At 63.4% G+C, this 16,383-nt stretch carries 15 protein-coding genes; 8 read left to right on the top strand and 7 right to left on the bottom strand.

Going from position 1 to position 16,383, the window contains the following annotated elements; genetic code table 11:
• Positions 1-3 precede the first annotated feature (3 nt).
• From VQ575_RS12455 to pedF, 3 genes are read right to left on the bottom strand one after another with little or no spacing between them, the layout of a single operon-like run.
• Positions 4-759: a quinoprotein dehydrogenase-associated SoxYZ-like carrier gene (locus VQ575_RS12455; protein ID WP_039588339.1), complete on the bottom strand. Its 756-nt coding sequence runs from the start codon at positions 757-759 to the stop codon at positions 4-6.
• Positions 760-768: 9 nt separating this feature from the next.
• Entirely contained in the window at positions 769-1,644 is an 876-nt protein-coding gene (locus VQ575_RS12450) for a substrate-binding periplasmic protein (RefSeq protein ID WP_045156079.1), read from the bottom strand.
• Positions 1,645-1,649: 5 nt separating this feature from the next.
• Entirely contained in the window at positions 1,650-2,111 is a 462-nt protein-coding gene (gene pedF / locus VQ575_RS12445; protein WP_039588337.1) for a cytochrome c-550 PedF, read from the bottom strand.
• A gap of 251 nt (positions 2,112-2,362) precedes the next feature.
• Here pedF and exaA point away from each other — a divergent pair, with 251 nt between their 5' ends.
• On the top strand, positions 2,363-4,219 hold the full coding sequence (exaA, locus tag VQ575_RS12440) for a quinoprotein ethanol dehydrogenase (protein WP_045156080.1): 1,857 nt from the start codon (positions 2,363-2,365) through the stop codon (positions 4,217-4,219).
• 145 nt (positions 4,220-4,364) lie between these two features.
• A complete protein-coding gene (locus VQ575_RS12435) occupies positions 4,365-5,009 on the top strand; it encodes a pentapeptide repeat-containing protein (RefSeq protein WP_325919784.1) in 645 nt (214 codons plus the stop codon).
• Between the two features lie 62 nt (positions 5,010-5,071).
• Here VQ575_RS12435 and VQ575_RS12430 read toward each other — a convergent pair whose 3' ends face one another.
• Positions 5,072-5,710 (bottom strand): response regulator, encoded by a 639-nt coding sequence (locus VQ575_RS12430; RefSeq protein WP_198726615.1) that lies wholly within the window; start codon positions 5,708-5,710, stop codon positions 5,072-5,074.
• Positions 5,707-6,963, bottom strand: coding sequence for a HAMP domain-containing sensor histidine kinase (locus VQ575_RS12425; RefSeq protein ID WP_325919783.1), 1,257 nt, complete (start codon positions 6,961-6,963; stop codon positions 5,707-5,709). Before VQ575_RS12425 ends, VQ575_RS12430 begins: the two co-directional genes overlap by 4 nt.
• Positions 6,964-7,326: 363 nt before the next feature.
• On the opposite strand from VQ575_RS12425, the gene VQ575_RS12420 reads away from it, so the two are divergent.
• The 6 genes from VQ575_RS12420 to VQ575_RS12395 all read left to right on the top strand — a co-directional run bounded on the left by VQ575_RS12420 (position 7,327) and on the right by VQ575_RS12395 (position 12,423).
• Complete coding sequence (locus VQ575_RS12420) at positions 7,327-8,493, top strand: ABC transporter substrate-binding protein (RefSeq protein WP_039588328.1); 1,167 nt, start codon at positions 7,327-7,329, stop codon at positions 8,491-8,493.
• 26 nt (positions 8,494-8,519) lie between these two features.
• Complete coding sequence (locus VQ575_RS12415) at positions 8,520-9,509, top strand: YVTN family beta-propeller repeat protein (protein ID WP_325919782.1); 990 nt, start codon at positions 8,520-8,522, stop codon at positions 9,507-9,509.
• Entirely contained in the window at positions 9,506-10,237 is a 732-nt protein-coding gene (locus VQ575_RS12410; RefSeq protein ID WP_045156085.1) for an ABC transporter ATP-binding protein, read from the top strand. Before VQ575_RS12415 ends, VQ575_RS12410 begins: the two co-directional genes overlap by 4 nt.
• On the top strand, positions 10,234-11,025 hold the full coding sequence (locus tag VQ575_RS12405) for an ABC transporter permease (protein WP_325919781.1): 792 nt from the start codon (positions 10,234-10,236) through the stop codon (positions 11,023-11,025). The genes VQ575_RS12410 and VQ575_RS12405 overlap by 4 nt, the downstream gene beginning before the upstream one ends.
• Before the next feature lie 145 nt (positions 11,026-11,170).
• Entirely contained in the window at positions 11,171-11,704 is a 534-nt protein-coding gene (locus VQ575_RS12400; RefSeq protein WP_039588323.1) for a PQQ-dependent catabolism-associated CXXCW motif protein, read from the top strand.
• Between the two features lie 53 nt (positions 11,705-11,757).
• A complete protein-coding gene (locus VQ575_RS12395; RefSeq protein WP_039588789.1) occupies positions 11,758-12,423 on the top strand; it encodes a response regulator transcription factor in 666 nt (221 codons plus the stop codon).
• Between the two features lie 79 nt (positions 12,424-12,502).
• Here VQ575_RS12395 and nahK read toward each other — a convergent pair whose 3' ends face one another.
• The gene (gene nahK / locus VQ575_RS12390) at positions 12,503-15,145 is read right to left on the bottom strand and encodes a hybrid sensor histidine kinase/response regulator NahK/ErcS' (protein WP_080942532.1); all 2,643 of its coding nucleotides are present in this window, start codon (positions 15,143-15,145) and stop codon (positions 12,503-12,505) included.
• Positions 15,075-16,238 (bottom strand): nitric oxide-sensing protein NosP, encoded by a 1,164-nt coding sequence (gene nosP, locus VQ575_RS12385; protein ID WP_325919780.1) that lies wholly within the window; start codon positions 16,236-16,238, stop codon positions 15,075-15,077. Before nosP ends, nahK begins: the two co-directional genes overlap by 71 nt.
• Positions 16,239-16,383 lie beyond the last annotated feature (145 nt).

The raw sequence follows: 16,383 nt of genomic DNA, 5'->3' as shown, positions 1-16,383 counted from the left end.
TGGTCAGGGTATGGCCGCGTCGAACTGGTTGCCGCTGTTGTCACGCAGCACCAGGCGGGTCTGGCCCGAGCCTCGGATGTCGAAGCCCAGGTTGGGGTTTTCGCTCACCGCCGGAAATAGCTCCAGGCGCGCCAGCAGCTTGCCGTCGGCGTCGAACAGTTGCGCCTGGTTGATGAAGAATTCAGGGATGCCGCTCACCAGGCCGTTGTCCATGGGATGGGCGATCTGCAAGCGCAGGCGATTCGAATCCCCACGCGGGTAACGCCCGCCCAACACCTCGCCCAGGTGCTCCTCCCAACCCGCTTGGGTACGCACCACGCTGGGCGCGGTGCAACCGCCACCTGCCGCGTCGATCACGGTCGAGCCAACGTGCCACAGGCCGTCGCGAGTCTGCACGGCGGCGCGCAACGGCGTGGCCTGTTCGATACGAATACGGATCGACAACCACGGCAGCACCCGCTCCGAAGGCTGGAAATCGACAATCCTGGGCAGCGGGTTGAGTTCGGCCCAGGCCAGTATCCGCACGACATCGCCGGCGAACGCCCGGGCATCGATTTCCAGCGGCACCTGGCGCGCGTCTTCGGCGAAGGGTGGCGCCAACAGACGCACCCGCTCGTCGAACACGAACGGCGCGTCCGCCAGCAACTGTTTGTGGTAAAAGGCCCACATTACCGACGGCACCGGGTCCTTTCCCGGCTCGACGGCACTCGCCATCAACGGCAGGCACCCCAACAGCAGGCCAAACGCTCGCCAGTTCATCCCGCGCTCCTATTGGTACATTTCGGGTACTTCGTAGCGCAGGCCATAGCGGGCATACAGCGCCTTGAGGCTGCCATCGCGTATCAAGCCCTCCAGCGCTTCTTCCACGGCATAGGCCAACTGACGGTTGCTCTCATGCACCGCCATGCCGATGTCCCAGCGTTGCTTGCCCATGTTCGGGTAGGCGTTCTCAGCGAGGGCCCATTGCGGATCCGCCGCTTCATGGACCTGCCAATCGACCTCCCCGCGCATCGCCATGACAGCGTCGACTGCCCCAGCCTGCATCGCCCCGAAGGCCTTGGCGACGGACGGGTAGTGGCGAGTCTTGGCACTGAGCATGCCGTTGAACACCGAGGTCAGGTAGAACGACGGCACGCTGTCGACTTCGACGCCGATCGGGTGTTGCTGGAACACCGCGACACTGCCCACCGAATCCAGTCGGCGGCGGTCATACGCCACCTGCCAGCACTCCTGCTGATACGGCCCGAACATCACGACCTGGGCATTTTCCAGCTCACCGATGTCGTTGCGCCGTTGCACATAGTCGTGGTCGTACGGAACGCGCATCATCAGGTCGGCCAGTTGCCGGTCGTGCAGCGGACTGCTGCGCCAGATGTAGTCGCGCAGGTCATCGTCGAGCTTTTCACCGGGTGGTGCCCACATCAATTTCAGCCGCACGCCCATGGCCTTGGCCAGCGCCTGCGCCAATTCCACATCGACGCCCCGGGGCTCGCCCTGGTCTTCGAAACTGTACGGGGCGAAATCCTTGTAGACCGCCACCTTCAATTCGCCGTCGGCGATCATCTGGTCGTAACTGCGGACCTGCGCCTGCGCCGCCTGGCCACAAAGCAGCAGGCTACACATCACCCACGCGAACAGGCGCATGGCAATCACTCCTCGACGTGTACGCTGTCCAGATAGGTCCGCACCGCCCAAAGCGCTTCCTGGCTCAGGTAATCGGCCATTTTCGGCATATACACGCGGCCGTCGCGCACCGCGCCGTGGCGCACGCGTTCAACGAACCATTCGTCACCGGCTTCGGCGGCGTCGAGCATGCGCAGGTCCGGGGCGATCCCGCCGGACTTGGCTTCCAGGCCATGGCAGGCCGCGCAGTTCTGGTTATAGGCCGAGGCGCCGATTTCCACGGCTTTGTCCCGCTCAGGAGAATTGCGATAGGGGTTCTGTGCGGCCCAGCCATCGGCATCCAATGGCAGGTTGGTGTCCTTGATCGGGGTCAGTCCCTTGGTTTCCACTGCCTGGGGCACCACGTTGCCATGGGCCCACGCGGAGCCTGCGCCGGTCAGCCCCATCAGCAATGCGGTAGCGATGATGGCGTTGCGTTTTGTTGTCATTGTTATGCCCTCGAAATTGCACGCAAGACCTCTTCGCAGAGGCCGTGCCGTCATCTTAGGAACCGCTTGCCACCAGCCGAATGCTGCTTTGGTGGCCGGGGTCTAGTTCCTTGGTAGCAGGCCATCCGACGCAAGTCGCAAAGACAGGCGGTTTGGGAAGTCTTCCCGGCAAGGGCGGGACTTTTTCCGTATCGGTCGTGGGTGATGAGACCGACCCTAGTCAGGCCAAAACCTCACTGGGAAATCCCACCATGACAATAAAAACGCTCCCTGCCCTCTCCTCCCTGACCGTTGCCTTGCTGCTGGCCGGCAGCCTGTCCCTGGGCCCGCAGGCCAACGCTGCCGTTAGCTGGGAAGACATTGCCAACGACCACCTGACCACCAAGGACGTGCTGCAATACGGCATGGGCACGAACGCCCAGCGCTGGAGCCCGCTGGCCCAGGTCAACGACAAAAACGTGTTCAAGCTGACCCCGGCCTGGTCCTATTCATTCGGCGACGAAAAACAGCGCGGCCAGGAGTCCCAGGCCATCGTCAGCGACGGCGTGGTCTACGTCACCGGCTCGTATTCGCGGGTATTCGCCCTCGACGCCAAGACCGGCAAGCGCTTGTGGACCTACAACCACCGGCTGCCGGACAACATTCGCCCGTGCTGCGACGTGGTCAATCGCGGCGCGGCCATCTACGGCGACAAGATCTATTTCGGCACGCTCGACGCCCGGGTTGTCGCCCTGGACAAGAACACCGGCAAAGTGGTGTGGAACAAGAAGTTCGGTGACCACGCCGGCGGCTACACCATGACCGGGGCCCCGGTGCTGATCAAGGACAAGACCAGCGGCAAAGTCCTGCTGATCCACGGCAGTTCCGGCGACGAGTTCGGTGTCGTCGGGCAGTTGTTCGCCCGTGACCCGGACACCGGCGAGGAAGTCTGGATGCGCCCGTTCGTCGAAGGCCACATGGGCCGTCTAAATGGCAAGGACAGCACGCCGACCGGCGACGTCAAGGCGCCCTCATGGCCTGACGACAAGACCACCGAGACCGGCAAGGTCGAGGCCTGGAGCCACGGCGGCGGCGCGCCTTGGCAGAGCGCCAGCTTCGACCCGGAGACCAACACCATCATCGTCGGCGCGGGTAACCCAGGCCCCTGGAACACCTGGGCGCGCACGGCCAAGGACGGCAATCCCCATGACTACGACAGCCTCTATACCTCGGGCCAGGTGGGCGTCGATCCAAGCACGGGTGAAGTGAAATGGTTCTACCAGCACACGCCCAACGATGCCTGGGACTTCTCCGGCAACAACGAACTGGTGCTGTTCGACTACAAGGACAAGGACGGCAAAGTCGTCAAGGCTACCGCCCACGCCGACCGCAACGGCTTCTTCTACGTGGTGGACCGCAACAACGGCAAGCTGCAGAACGCCTTTCCCTTCGTCGATAACATCACCTGGGCCAGCCACATCGACTTGAAGACCGGCCGCCCGGTGGAAAACCCGGGCCAGCGTCCGGCCAAGCCTCTGCCCGGTGAAACCAAGGGCAAACCGGTGGAAGTCTCGCCGCCGTTCCTCGGTGGCAAGAACTGGAACCCCATGGCCTACAGCCAGGACACCGGGCTTTTCTACGTACCGGGCAACCAGTGGAAAGAGGAATACTGGACCGAGGAAGTCAGTTACAAGAAAGGCTCGGCCTACCTGGGCATGGGCTTCCGCATCAAGCGTATGTATGACGATCACGTCGGCAGTTTGCGGGCGATGAACCCCACCACCGGCAAAGTGGTGTGGGAGCACAAGGAACCACTGCCATTGTGGGCCGGCGTGCTGGCAACCAAGGGCAACCTGGTGTTCACCGGCACCGGTGACGGCTTCTTCAAGGCCTTCGATGCGAAAACCGGCAAGGAGCTGTGGAAGTTCCAGACCGGCAGCGGCATCGTCTCCCCGCCGGTTACGTGGGAGCAGGACGGCGAGCAGTACATCGGCGTGACCGTCGGCTATGGCGGCGCCGTGCCGTTGTGGGGCGGCGACATGGCCGAACTGACCAAGCCGGTGGCCCAGGGCGGGTCGTTCTGGGTGTTCAAGATCCCGAGTTGGGATAAGGCGACGGCGCAGAAATAACCCCTGACTTGTACCCCATCCCCAGTTGGAGCGGGCTTGCTCGTGAAAGCGGTGGTTCAGTTGATAGGGATTCTGACTGTGCCGACGTCTTCGTCGGATCGCCGCCCGGAGCAAGCCCGCTCCAACACTTGCCTGAGTTCATGCCATGAAGTCACTGCCATTGCTATTTCTGTTCATCGGCGCCGTTGCCCATGCCGACGACACTGATATCCCGCTGACAATCAACGGCTGCACCATCGCCGAATCCAGCCAATGCCCCGGCGCCAACCTGCGCGGCGCACAACTGGCCAACCAGGACCTGCGCAAGATGAACCTCGCCGGCGCGGATCTGCGCGATGCCGACCTGCGCCACGCGCGACTGGACCTGGCCAATCTGGAAAAAGCCCAGCTACAGGGCGCCAACCTGAGTCGCGCAAGCCTGCAACAAAGCAACCTGCGCCTGGCGGACTTCAGCGGTGCCACGCTGAAGGCGATCCAGGGCTGGGGCCTGTTTGCCCAGGGTGCGCAATTTCAGCGCGCTGATTTGACAGCGGCCTATCTCCAGTTCGCCCGCTTGTCCGGCGCCCGTCTGCACGACGCCAACCTTCAAGCCGCCGACCTGGAAATGGCTTGGCTGAGCAAGGCCGACCTCAAGGGCGCCGATTTGCGCGATGCCAACCTACAAGAGGTCAAGCTCGGCGAAAGCAATCTGGAACAGGCCAACCTGACGGGTTCGCGCCAGCATTACGGGAATTTCCAGGATGCGAATATGAAGGGGTGTGTCGGGTGCCCAACGTCTTGGGAGCGCTGAACACATTACCCGTGGCGAGGGGATAAATCCCCCTCACCATAATTTATCTTCATCGCCTGGTTTCACCCCGCCACCCGCACCACCCCCATATCAATTCCCAAATGCACCAACTCGGCGTGGGAACTGACCTGCAATTTGCTCTTGAGCAACGTCAGGTGGTTGGACACGGTCTTGGCGCTGATGCACAGCTGTTCGGCAATGGTCCGCGCGGGGGTGCCCTTGGCGAGCATGACGAAGATTTCCAACTCCCGCTGGGTCATTGATTGCAGGCGCGGATCGCTGTCGTGGCGGTTGGTTGCGCAGGCCAACTGAGTGGCCAGAGCCTGCTCGATGTAGGCGTGGCCGGCCAGCACCCGCCGCACCGCCTCCACCAATACCTGCGGTGCCGAGTTCTTGGTCAGATAGCCCGCCGCGCCCGCCTCCAGCGCCTGGCGCACCAACGGCAATTCGTCGTGCATGCTGAAGAACAGCACCCGCAGTTGCGGCAAGCGTTGGCGCAGGCGCCGGGTGGTTTCCAGCCCGCTGATGCCCGGCAGGCCGAAGTCCATGATCACCAGGTTTGGCACTTGCTCCTGCACCTGGCTCAATGCCTCTTCGCCCGAAGCGGCTTCGCGAACCTGCAGCTCCGGCATCAGTGCCCGCAACAGGCTGGCGTAGCCTTGCCGGACCACGGCGTGGTCATCCACCAACAAAATGTTCATGACGCCTCCAGGGGAATGTTCAAGTCCAGCGCCCAACCCGCGCCGGGCCGGCTCATGACCCGCAGCTCACCGCCGAGGCTGCGGGCCCGTTCGGCCATCGAATGCAAGCCCACCCCGGCCCGGGCGGGCTGCTTGGCACCGCGTCCGTTATCGCGCACCCATAGCCGCAGGCGACCGGCGCGATGCTGCATGCGGATCCGCACCTGGCTGGCGTCGGCATGCCGGGCGATGTTGGTCAGCGCTTCCTGCAACAGGCGGTACAGGTGGGCTTTGTCCGACCCGGCCAATGGCGGTATCGCGCCATCGACCCGCAACTGGCAGGCGATGCCGTGGCTGTCCTGCCATTGCCGGGCCAACAACTCGATGGCTTCGCCCAACGGCAAATGCTGGAGCACGACGGGGTACAAGTCGTTGACCAAGGCGCGAAAGCCTTGCTGCAAATGGTCACAGTGTTCTTCCAACTCGCTGGCGGTCTGCTCCAGCGCCGGCGGCTGATGGATTACCAGCCGCAGCAGACAGGCCCGCGCTCGAATGCCCGCCACATATTGGCCCAGATCGTCGTGCAAGGTTTGCGCAAGGGATCTGCGTTCCTGCTCTTGTACCGCCAGCAACGCCTGGGTCAGCCGGGCATTGTCCGCCCGGGTCTGGGCCAGGGCGGCAGTCATCCGATTGAAATGCTCCGCCAGTTGCTGGGCTTCCGAAAGGCCTTCGGTCCGCAGGTTCACGTGCAGGTCGCCCGCGGACACCTGGTGCAGCGCCCGCAGCAAATCGTCCAGCAAGCGCATGCCCCGGCGCACCGCCCAACGGATTGCCAGCAGGCTGAGCAGCCAGGCCATCGCGCAAACACCGAGCAGTTGCACCAGGGAATCGAGGATTTCATCCACTTCATCCCCGGGGTCAACGGCGATCCAGGCTCGACGACCGTCCTGCAATTCAACGACCTGGGCGACAGGACCGTCGTGCAAGAGTCGACGCCCCAGCCAGGCGTTCAAGCCGGGCTCCTGGGCCGGCGAATGCTCTGCGGCGGCCAACCAACGCACCCGCACGTGACGCAGGCTGCCGGTGAGCCGCGATTGAAGGCTGGCCGGATCGCGCTGGGCGGTCTCGCGCAGGTAATGCACCACCGACTCGGCCGATTGCAGTTCGCGTGTCACATCGGCCGTGGCCTGGTGCAGCAGCAGCGTTGCACAGGCCAGGGTGACCAAGGCAAAGAACGCTGAGACCCAGAGGTTGATTCGCCAGAGGGCTGACATGGTCAGTGCTCCAACCTGCGAATCACGCCGGCCCCCTGTGGGAGCGCGCCTGCTCGCGAAAACGGCGGCACGTCCAACATCAAGGCCGGCTGAACCACTGCTTTCGCGAGCAGGCGCGTCCCCACAGGGGACACTTTGGGTCGATCCACTCCAATCAAGCTCAGGATCAGCAATAACGGCAACAGCAGCGTCTTGAAAACCCGCATGACCTGTTCGCTCCCTGATCAATGACGATTGGAAGCATCCTAAAACCCCGGCGCCCGGACCGAGCTACTACCTTGGTACTGCCCCGGCGGTACTTTCTGCATATTTCCCCAGGGCCGTGGCCTTCCTATGCTGGCGCTACCTGCAATGGAGGACGTCATGCGCCGGCTTGTCAGTTACGCCCTGGTTTACCTGTTGGCCGCGGCAACCGCCCAGGCAGGCGATACCGTGCCATTGCAAGTGCGCATCGGCTACCTCGGTTACCGTCCCGATCCAGGCCCGCTGTTGTCCAATGTCATCGCCGAGCCCACCGACGCCGGGCTACGCGGGGCCGAGCTGGCGATCATCGACAGCAACAGCACCGGACGCTTTCTCAAGCACGACTACCGCCTCGACAGCGCCACCGTCGACAGCCCCGAAGCGCTGCTCCAGGCCGCCCGCGCCCAGCATGAGCAAGGTCTGCGCCTGTTCGTGGTGAATGCGCCTGCCGCCAGCCTTCGCCAGCTCAGCGCCGCCCTCCCCGACAGCCTGTTGTTCAACGCCGGCAGCCCCGACGACAACCTGCGCACCAGCGACTGCCTGGGCAACGTGCTGCACACGCTGCCCGACCGCGCGACCCTCGCCGATGCCTTGGTCCAATTCAGTGTCGTTCGTAAATGGCAGCGGGCCTTGCTGATCGTCGGCCAGACACCGGAAGACCAGGCCTACGCCGCCGCGTTGCGCCGGGCGATGAAACGCTTCGGCATGAAGATCGTTGCCGAAAAACCCTGGCAGTTCGACAACGACCAGCGCCGCAGCGCCCAGGCCGACATGCCGCTCTTCACCCAGACCGCCGAATACGACGTGGTGCTGGTGGCCGATGAGCGCGGCGACTTCGGCGAATACGTGCCCTACCAGACCTGGTTTCCGCGCCCGGTCGCGGGCACCCAGGGGCTGACGCCCACCGGTTGGCACAAGACCGTCGAGACCTACGGTGCAGCGCAGTTGCAAAAGCGCTTCGAAGCCTTGGCTGGCCGCTGGATGAACGACCGCGACTTTGCCGCCTGGATCGCTGTGCGCAGCATCGCCGCCGCCGTCAGCAAACTGCGCCAGGACGACCCGTTCGCCATCCGCCAACTGGCCCTCGGCGACCAGTTGCCATTGGACGGATTCAAGGGTCGCAAGCTCAGCTATCGCCCCTGGAATGGCCAGTTGCGCCAGCCGATTCCCCTGGTCCAGCCGCGGGCACTGGTCAGCACCTCGCCCCAGGACGGCTTCCTGCACCCCTCCAACGAAATGGACAGCCTGGGCTTCGACCGACCCGAAGTGAGCTGTCGCTACCCCTGATCGATAACAACAATAAGGAAAACGCCATGCGCCGCCCCCTGCTAAACCCGGCTCTGCTGTGCCAAGCCCTCGCCCTGGGCGCCTCGCTGCTCCTTGCCGGTCCCGCTGCCGCCAGCATCGCCTGGGTCTCCAACGAAAAAGACAACAGCCTCAGCCTGATCGACCTGCAGAGCCTGGAAGTCATCGATACCTTGGCGGTAGGCCAACGTCCCCGGGGCCTGTTGCTGTCCCATGACAATCGGCTGCTGTACATCTGCGCCAGCGATTCGGACCGCGTCCAGGTGATGGACGTCGCCACCCGCAAGATCGTCAAGGAGCTGCCTTCCGGCAAGGACCCGGAGCAATTCGCCCTCCATCCCAATGATCGCTGGCTCTACGTGTCCAACGAGGACGATGCCTTGGTCACGGTAATCGACACCCAGACCTCCGAAGTACTCGGCCAGATCGGCGTCGGCGTCGAGCCCGAAGGCATGGCGGTCAGCCCCGATGGCAAGTGGGCGGTCAATACCAGTGAAACCACCAACATGCTGCACTGGATCGACACCAGTACCCAGACATTGGCGGACAACACCCTGGTGGACCAACGGCCACGCTTCGTCGAGTTCAATCGCGACGGCACGCAGCTCTGGGCCTCGGCGGAAATCGGCGGGACGTTGACGATTCTCGACGTCGCCACCCGCCAAGTCTTGAAGACGCTGACGTTTAAGATCAAGGGCGTGCACCCGGACAAAGTCCAACCAGTGGGGATCAAGCTCAGCGTCGACGGCAAGCTCGCGTTTGTTGCCCTGGGCCCGGCCAACCATGTAGCGGTCATCGATGCCAGGACCTTCGAAGTGCTGGATTACCTGCTGGTGGGCCGGCGCGTCTGGCAACTGGCGTTCACCCCGGACCAGAAACAATTGCTGGCGACCAATGGCGTGAGCGGCGATGTCTCGGTGATCGACGTGCAGAGCCGCAAGGTGCTGAAGTCAGTGAAGGTGGGACGTTATCCGTGGGGCGTGGTGGTGACGCCATGAACGCCTTGGAGGTCAGCGACCTGAGCTTCGCCTACGGTGCCCGGGAAGCTTTGCGCCAGATCAACTTCAGCGTACCCGCCGGACACTTCGCCGCACTCCTCGGACCGAACGGCGCTGGCAAGTCGACGCTGATCGCCCTGCTGACGCGCCTGTACGACGTGCAGCGCGGCGAGATCCACGTCGGCGGCCAGTCGCTGCGCGCGTCACCGCGCCAGGCCTTGCGCCAGTTGGGCGTGGTGTTCCAGCAAAGCACCCTCGACCTTGACCTCAGCATTGAGCAGAACCTGCGTTATCACCTTGCCCTGCATGGCATGTCACGGCGCCAGGGCAGCGCGCGGATCGACGCCGAGCTGGCCCGCCAGCAGTTGACGCAAAGGCGCCACGAGCCGGTGCGCAACCTCAATGGCGGGCACCGGCGCCGGGTCGAAATCGCCCGAGCGCTGCTCCATGAACCGCGCCTGTTGCTGCTGGACGAGCCGAGCGTCGGCCTCGATCCGGCCAGCCGCCAGGCCCTGGGACAGCACATCCGGCAGCTGTGCCGGGAACAGGGCATCAGCGTGTTCTGGACCACTCATCTGCTCGATGAAGTGCAGCCCAGCGATGACTTGCTGATCGTGCATCACGGCCGACTGGTCGCCAGCGGTCGCGCAGAAGACGTCAGCCTGGAGCACGGCGGCAACCTCGGCTCGGCCTTCCATCGTCTGACCGCCTCGGGAGCCGCCGCATGAGCGCGTATTGGCATTGTTTCAGCGGCATCGTGATGCGCGAATGGCTGCGCTTCATCTTGCAGCGCTCGCGGTTGCTCAGCGCCCTGGTCCGACCGCTCCTGTGGCTGCTGGTGTTCGCCGCCGGGTTCCGGGCGGCGCTGGGCATCGCCATCATCGCGCCCTACGACACCTACATCCCCTACGAGGTGTACATCGTGCCGGGGCTGGCCTGCATGATCCTGTTGTTCAACGGCATGCAGGGCTCGCTGTCGATGGTCTACGACCGGGAAATGGGCAGCATGCGCGTGCTCCTGACCAGCCCCCTGCCCCGTGCCTTCCTGCTGGCGAGCAAATTGCTTGCGACCTCGCTGATCTCGCTGTTGCAGGTCTACGCCTTTCTCGCCATCGCCTGGCTCTACGGCGTCCAGCCGCCGGCCATGGGCCTGCTGCTGGCATTGCCGGCCCTGCTGTTGGTGGCGTTGATGCTCAGCGCCCTGGGCCTGTTGTTGTCCAATGCGATCCGGCAGTTGGAAAATTTCGCCGGGGTGATGAATTTCGTCATCTTTCCGATGTTTTTCCTGTCTTCGGCACTGTACCCACTGTGGAAAATGCTCGAAGCCAGCCCCTGGTTGTATTGGCTGTGCGCGGTGAACCCGTTCACCCAAGGCGTGGAACTGGTGCGGTTCGCGCTGTATGGACAGTTCAACGCGCTGGCGATGGCCGTGTGCGTGGGGTTGACGCTGGTGTTCGCGCTGCTGGCAGTGTGGACGTTCAATCCACAGCATGCGGTGTTGCGCAAGGCCAATTGAGCAGCCCACACACACGGTCCCACAGGGGATCGGTGTGATCGCTGACGCAAATTACTACTTTAGTACCGGTTTTCCTGTCTATGGTCGCATTCACAAGACTTCCACCCTGGCATGTAATGGGCGCATAACAAAAAGGATAAATCCCATGCCCCGATTGCTGGCGATCGTCATGCTGGGCCTGTCGCTGAATGTCGCGCAGGCCGACACTACGCTGTTTTCTGCGCAGGGCTATCGCATTACCCAATACCGCAGCCCGACACCCGCCTGCGCCGAAGGCGCGCAAACCCTCGACACTGAAGCCCTGCAGCGCTTGCTCGGGCAGAAACCCGCCCCGGTGTTGATCGACGTCTACCGGCGCCCCTGGGTCCAGGGACGTTTCATCGACACCGAGCCCCACGCCAACCTTCCCGGCAGCCTGTGGCTGGCCAATACGGGCGATGGCGAGCTCGAACCGAGCTGGCAGGATTACTTCACCTTTCACCTGCGCAAAGCCACCGCCGGACGCCTGGATCAACCATTGGTCTTTTACTGCCGCTCCGATTGCTGGTTGAGCTGGAACGCGGTAAAACGCGCCGCGTCCATGGGCTATAAAGAGGTGTATTGGTACCGCGACGGCCTCGACGCCTGGGAGGCGGCCAACCTGCCCCTGCAAGCCGCCCGCCCCGAACCTTTTCCCTGATGCAGCGACTTGCGTGCAACTGCCCCAATACGACAATAACGAGGTGAATGGCCATGTATAAAATCCTGATAGCCGACGATCACCCACTGTTTCGCGAAGCCATCCACAACGTCATCAGCGACGGTTTCGCCGGTAGCGAAGTGATGGAGACCGCCGACCTGGACAGTGCCCTCGCACTGACCCGCGAACACGACGACCTGGACCTGATCTTGCTGGACCTGAACATGCCCGGCATGCACGGCCTCAATGGCTTGATCAACCTGCGCAACGAAGCGCCGACCATCCCGGTGGTGATCGTTTCCGCCGAACAGGACAAGCAAATCGTCCTGCAGGCCATCACCTATGGCGCGGTGGGCTTCATCACCAAGTCGTCGCCGCGCTCACAAATGACCGACGCCATCGAGCAGATCCTCAATGGCAACGTGTACCTGCCGCCGGACATCATCCGCACCCAGAAAAGCCCCACGGGCCGGCGCCTGAACGAAACCCCGGCGTTCCCGCCCGAACTGCTCCAGGCCCTGACCCGCAAGCAACTGCTGGTGCTCGAACGCATGACCAAGGGCGAATCGAACAAGCAGATCGCCTACACGCTGGACATCGCCGAAACCACGGTCAAGGCCCACGTCTCGGCAATCCTGCGCAAACTCAACGTGCACAACCGGGTGCAGGCGATTCTCAGTGCCGGAGATATCGATTTCGGGGCGTACTTGCGGCGTTGAACGGCTGGACGCTACGGGGACAGGGTGAACACCCCTGTGGCGAGGAAGCTTGCTCCCTCGCCACGAAAAGCGGCTCGATTCAACCGCTGGTTGCTTGGCCCAACAGATGACTCATCGCAATCTTGAGCTTCATCGGCCGCACCGGCTTGTGCATCAGCGTATGCCCACGTTCGCGGATCTGCTGCTTGAGCTCGTTGCTGTAGTTGGCGGTGATCATCAGGGCCGGGATCGGTGAAGGGCGGCAGGCGTTGATCCGCGCCACGGCATCCACACCGTTCTGGTCGTGATCCAGATGATAATCGGCGATCAGCAGATCGGCGTCGGCGCGGTAGCCGTCCACCTGCCGCGCCAGGTCCTGCTCCGACAGCGCCGTCACGACCCGGCAGCCCCAACCTTCCAGCAAAGTGCGCATGCCGGCGCAGATCGCCGCGTCGTTATCCAACACCCAGACCCTTGCCCCGCGCAGGCGTTCGAGCATCGGCTCGCTCATCTCCAGGCAAGGCAATGGCTTGGGCGCGGTGGCGCTGAGAGGGACTTCGACGGCGAACACCGAGCCCCTGCCCGGCCATGAACGAACCTGGATCCGGTGCCCAAGGATCCCGGCGATTTTCTCGACAATCGCCAAACCCAGGCCCAGGCCACGGTCCTGATCCGGGCGTTGCACGTCACCGCGCTTGAACTCCTGGAAAATCTCTTCCAGGCGATCCTGGGCGATGCCGATGCCGGAATCCCAGACTTCAATCGACACACGACTGCCGCGGCGACGGCATCCCAACACCACCCGGCCCTTCGGCGTATAGCGGATCGCGTTGCTCAGCAAGTTGCGCAGGATCCGCGCCAACAATTGGATATCGCTGCGCACCAGCACCGAGCAAGGCACAAATCGCAACTCGAGGCCTTCGCTGCGCGCCACTTGGCAATATTCGGCCGCCAGGTTATCGAGCAGCTCACTCAAGGCGAACGGCGCGACATCGGCCTTGATCACGCCGGCATCGAGCTTGGAAATGTCCACCAACGTGCCTAACAGATTTTCCACGTCCTGCAGCGAGTTGCTTACGTTGCGCACCAGTTGCGCGTTCGCCACCGGCTCGCGGCGTTCGAGCAAGGCACTGGTGAACAGCCGCGCCGCGTTCAACGGTTGCAGCAGGTCATGGCTGACCGCCGCGAGAAATTTGGTTTTCGACAGGTTAGCGCGTTCGGCCTCGCGCTTGGCTTCGCGCAAGCGCAACTCCACCCGGCTGCGCTCGTCGATCTCACGCAGCAACTGATCGTTGAGGGTGGTCAGTTCGGCGGTGCGCTCCTGCACCCGATGTTCCAGGTTCTGATAGGCCTGGTGGAGCGCCTCGGCGGTGCGACGGCGTTCGGTGATGTCGCGGATAAGCACGAAGATCCCCACCACTTCGCCGTTGGCCAAGCGGTTCGGCACATAGGAGCGCAACATGTAGCGCTCCTGGTTGTTGATGTTGGTCTCGGCGAACTCGAACGTCACGCTCTCGCCCGCCAACGCCCGTGCCACGTACGCTTCCAGGCGCTGATAATGCTGTTCGCTGTGGGCTTCGCGCAGGCTCTGGCCGAGCATCACGCCGCGTGGCCAGCAATACCACTGCTCGTAGACCTTGTTGGTGAACTCGTAGACCAGATCGGCATTGAGGTAGGCGATCAGCGCCGGCACATGGTCGGTGATCAGCCGAATCCAGCGCTCGCTCTCGCTCAACGCCTCGGCATGCTGGTAGCGCTCGGTGATGTCCGTGAAAGTGTTGACGTAGCCGCCGGTAGGCAGCGGATGGGTGCGGATCTCCAGGACCCGGCCATCGCTGAGGCGCTGCTCGCATTCCTGGATCAGCCGGCCATTGCCATCGCGACTGGCCGGCGTCAGCAGTTGCAACTCGCTGTCGGCGATCACCTCGTTGAACGGCCGATGGGCCGCCACCGGCGCCAGTCCGCTGAGTTCCAGGAAGCGCCGGTTCCACAGCTCGAGCACACCCTGGGCGTTGACCATCGCCACGCCCTGGGACAGGTTGTCCACGGCGCGCTGCAACAGATGGGATTTCTGCGCGACAGCTTGCTCGCGGCGCACGGTTTCACTGAGTTTGACGTCGGTGATGTCGGTGAACAGGATCACCCGCCCGCCTTCCTGGGTCGGCCGCTCGCTGACCTGCAGCCAACGCCCGTTCTGCAAGCGATACAGCACCGGCTCGTCAGGCTGGCCGCGGGTTTCTTCGCTGAACAAACCGTTGGCGGTCATCAGGCGCTTGACCTCGGCAAGACGCATCCCCGCGATGATCCGCACCCGACTGTGGGCCCAGAACGCCTTGAAACGGCTGTTGAACAAGACGATCCGTTGTTGTTCGTCAAACAGCACGAATGCATCGGAAATGCTCTCGATCGCATCGATCAAGTGCCGATGGGCCGTCTCCGCCCGCAGCCGCGCTTCCCCCAGCAAATGGTTGCCGGCCTTGAGTTCGGCCATGGCCTGGTTCAACGCATCGGTACGCTCACGCACCTGCTCGGCCAGCACCACCGAATGCTGGAAGGCTGCGTACGGGTCGTTGCCACGAGTCACGCCGGATTCCACCCGCTCGATCAGCGCGTCGTTGATGCGCCGCAGCTTGTGGTTTTCGTGTTGCAAGGCGGCGAGCTGCGCCTGCAGCTCAGCGATGGCCGGGGACGCGATGGCGGGCAATGGCAACTCCGGTGAACGTCTGGTTGATGTGCATGCCATTGAACTGTTCTCCATAGGTGTTGAACCCCATCACCCGATGCTCCCGCAGGAACTGGCCAATCTGTTCCAGGCCATCGCGATCCTCCAGCTCCAGGCGCCGCAGGAAACAGTCGCAGCCGAGGGTCAGCAGCAAATCCCCGAGGCGGGCCTGCAACCCGTCGAACAGGTCTTGCAGGTTGTGCAGCAACGGCCCCGGGCTCATGGCGGTGAGGACGATGCCGTTCTCGACCGCGCAATAGAAACTCAGGCTCAGGTCCGAGTGGACCTGCTGAATGGCGCGCACGTAGTACTGGTCGTTGATCCGCACCGCCAGTGGATGGGCGGCGAAGACCCGGTAATCCAGCGCGCTCACCGGCACGCCGATGTGTCGCGCGTATTCCTCGGCGGCAGGCTCGGCGTTGAGCTCGTAGACCCGCCGCGAGGCGCTGTCGGCGCCGGTGACCACCAGTTTTTCTTGCCGGGGCAAGATGTGATGGGTGGTGAACACCTCGAATTCCAACCAGGTGTTGATCAGCACCACCACGGCAGCGCCGCTGTGGAACTGGCCTTCGAAGTAGACGTGGGTATGGGTCAGGTAGTTGTCATCTCCGGCCGAGCCGCCGAAATGCGGGATGTCGCCCAGTGCCGCGCTCAACGCCGCCAGCACCATCTCCTCGCGGCTGGACAAGCCATCGAGCAGGGTCAAGGCAAAACTGTGGCCCTTGATCGGCGCCAAGGCGTTGCTGCGACAGCCGCTCGCCAGGCGCTCGACCATCTGCTGGGCATCGATCAAGCAGAAGTGCTCCATCTCGCCGATCAGCTCGGCAGCGATGGAAAAATGCCGGTGATCGAACCCCACCGCTGTCACGCAATTGCGGCCATAGCCTTGCGGGGTGATTTCCCCGGCGCTGGTGCAGCCCACCAGGCGAATCCCGCCGAAGCTCTGGGACAGCGCCTTGGCCAGGCCAGGCAAATCGTATTCGGCGGAGCAGAAAAACAGCACGAACCCCAGGTACGGGTGCAACAACTGTCGCGCCAGTTCCTGGGCCACTTGCTCGACATCTGTTGCCTGGGACATGGCGCTGACCACACCCTCGCTCTGGGCCTGCTGCATCTGCGCCTCCGACGGTGCGTGATAGAGGCTTGAGTGTACGAATCCGCGTCGGGCCCACGAATGCTACTTGGGTAGCGGGTGGACGCTTCCATGGGATGAGAACCGTGGCGCCCCCCGCCGCGATGCGCACGGTTGGGGCCGCCAC

The sequence above is a fragment of the Pseudomonas frederiksbergensis genome (assembly GCF_035751725.1).
GTDB lineage: Bacteria > Pseudomonadota > Gammaproteobacteria > Pseudomonadales > Pseudomonadaceae > Aquipseudomonas > Aquipseudomonas frederiksbergensis_A.
The sequence above is the reverse complement of the archived record's forward strand: the minus strand, read 5'-3'. Positions and strand labels throughout refer to the sequence as shown.

What these genes read in the sequence shown, in the direction of transcription:
- VQ575_RS12415 (WP_325919782.1), top strand. Translation starts at nt 8,520, where the DNA reads ATGCGCCGCCCCCTGCTAAACCCGGCTCTGCTGTGCCAAGCCCTCGCC.
- VQ575_RS12410 (WP_045156085.1), top strand. Translation starts at nt 9,506, where the DNA reads ATGAACGCCTTGGAGGTCAGCGACCTGAGCTTCGCCTACGGTGCCCGG.
- VQ575_RS12395 (WP_039588789.1), top strand. Translation starts at nt 11,758, where the DNA reads ATGTATAAAATCCTGATAGCCGACGATCACCCACTGTTTCGCGAAGCC.
- VQ575_RS12430 (WP_198726615.1), bottom strand. Translation starts at nt 5,710, where the DNA reads ATGAACATTTTGTTGGTGGATGACCACGCCGTGGTCCGGCAAGGCTAC.
- VQ575_RS12455 (WP_039588339.1), bottom strand. Translation starts at nt 759, where the DNA reads ATGAACTGGCGAGCGTTTGGCCTGCTGTTGGGGTGCCTGCCGTTGATG.
- exaA (WP_045156080.1), top strand. Translation starts at nt 2,363, where the DNA reads ATGACAATAAAAACGCTCCCTGCCCTCTCCTCCCTGACCGTTGCCTTG.
- pedF (WP_039588337.1), bottom strand. Translation starts at nt 2,111, where the DNA reads ATGACAACAAAACGCAACGCCATCATCGCTACCGCATTGCTGATGGGG.
- VQ575_RS12425 (WP_325919783.1), bottom strand. Translation starts at nt 6,963, where the DNA reads ATGTCAGCCCTCTGGCGAATCAACCTCTGGGTCTCAGCGTTCTTTGCC.
- nosP (WP_325919780.1), bottom strand. Translation starts at nt 16,238, where the DNA reads ATGCAGCAGGCCCAGAGCGAGGGTGTGGTCAGCGCCATGTCCCAGGCA.
- VQ575_RS12420 (WP_039588328.1), top strand. Translation starts at nt 7,327, where the DNA reads ATGCGCCGGCTTGTCAGTTACGCCCTGGTTTACCTGTTGGCCGCGGCA.
- VQ575_RS12435 (WP_325919784.1), top strand. Translation starts at nt 4,365, where the DNA reads ATGAAGTCACTGCCATTGCTATTTCTGTTCATCGGCGCCGTTGCCCAT.
- VQ575_RS12405 (WP_325919781.1), top strand. Translation starts at nt 10,234, where the DNA reads ATGAGCGCGTATTGGCATTGTTTCAGCGGCATCGTGATGCGCGAATGG.
- VQ575_RS12400 (WP_039588323.1), top strand. Translation starts at nt 11,171, where the DNA reads ATGCCCCGATTGCTGGCGATCGTCATGCTGGGCCTGTCGCTGAATGTC.
- VQ575_RS12450 (WP_045156079.1), bottom strand. Translation starts at nt 1,644, where the DNA reads ATGCGCCTGTTCGCGTGGGTGATGTGTAGCCTGCTGCTTTGTGGCCAG.
- nahK (WP_080942532.1), bottom strand. Translation starts at nt 15,145, where the DNA reads ATGGCATGCACATCAACCAGACGTTCACCGGAGTTGCCATTGCCCGCC.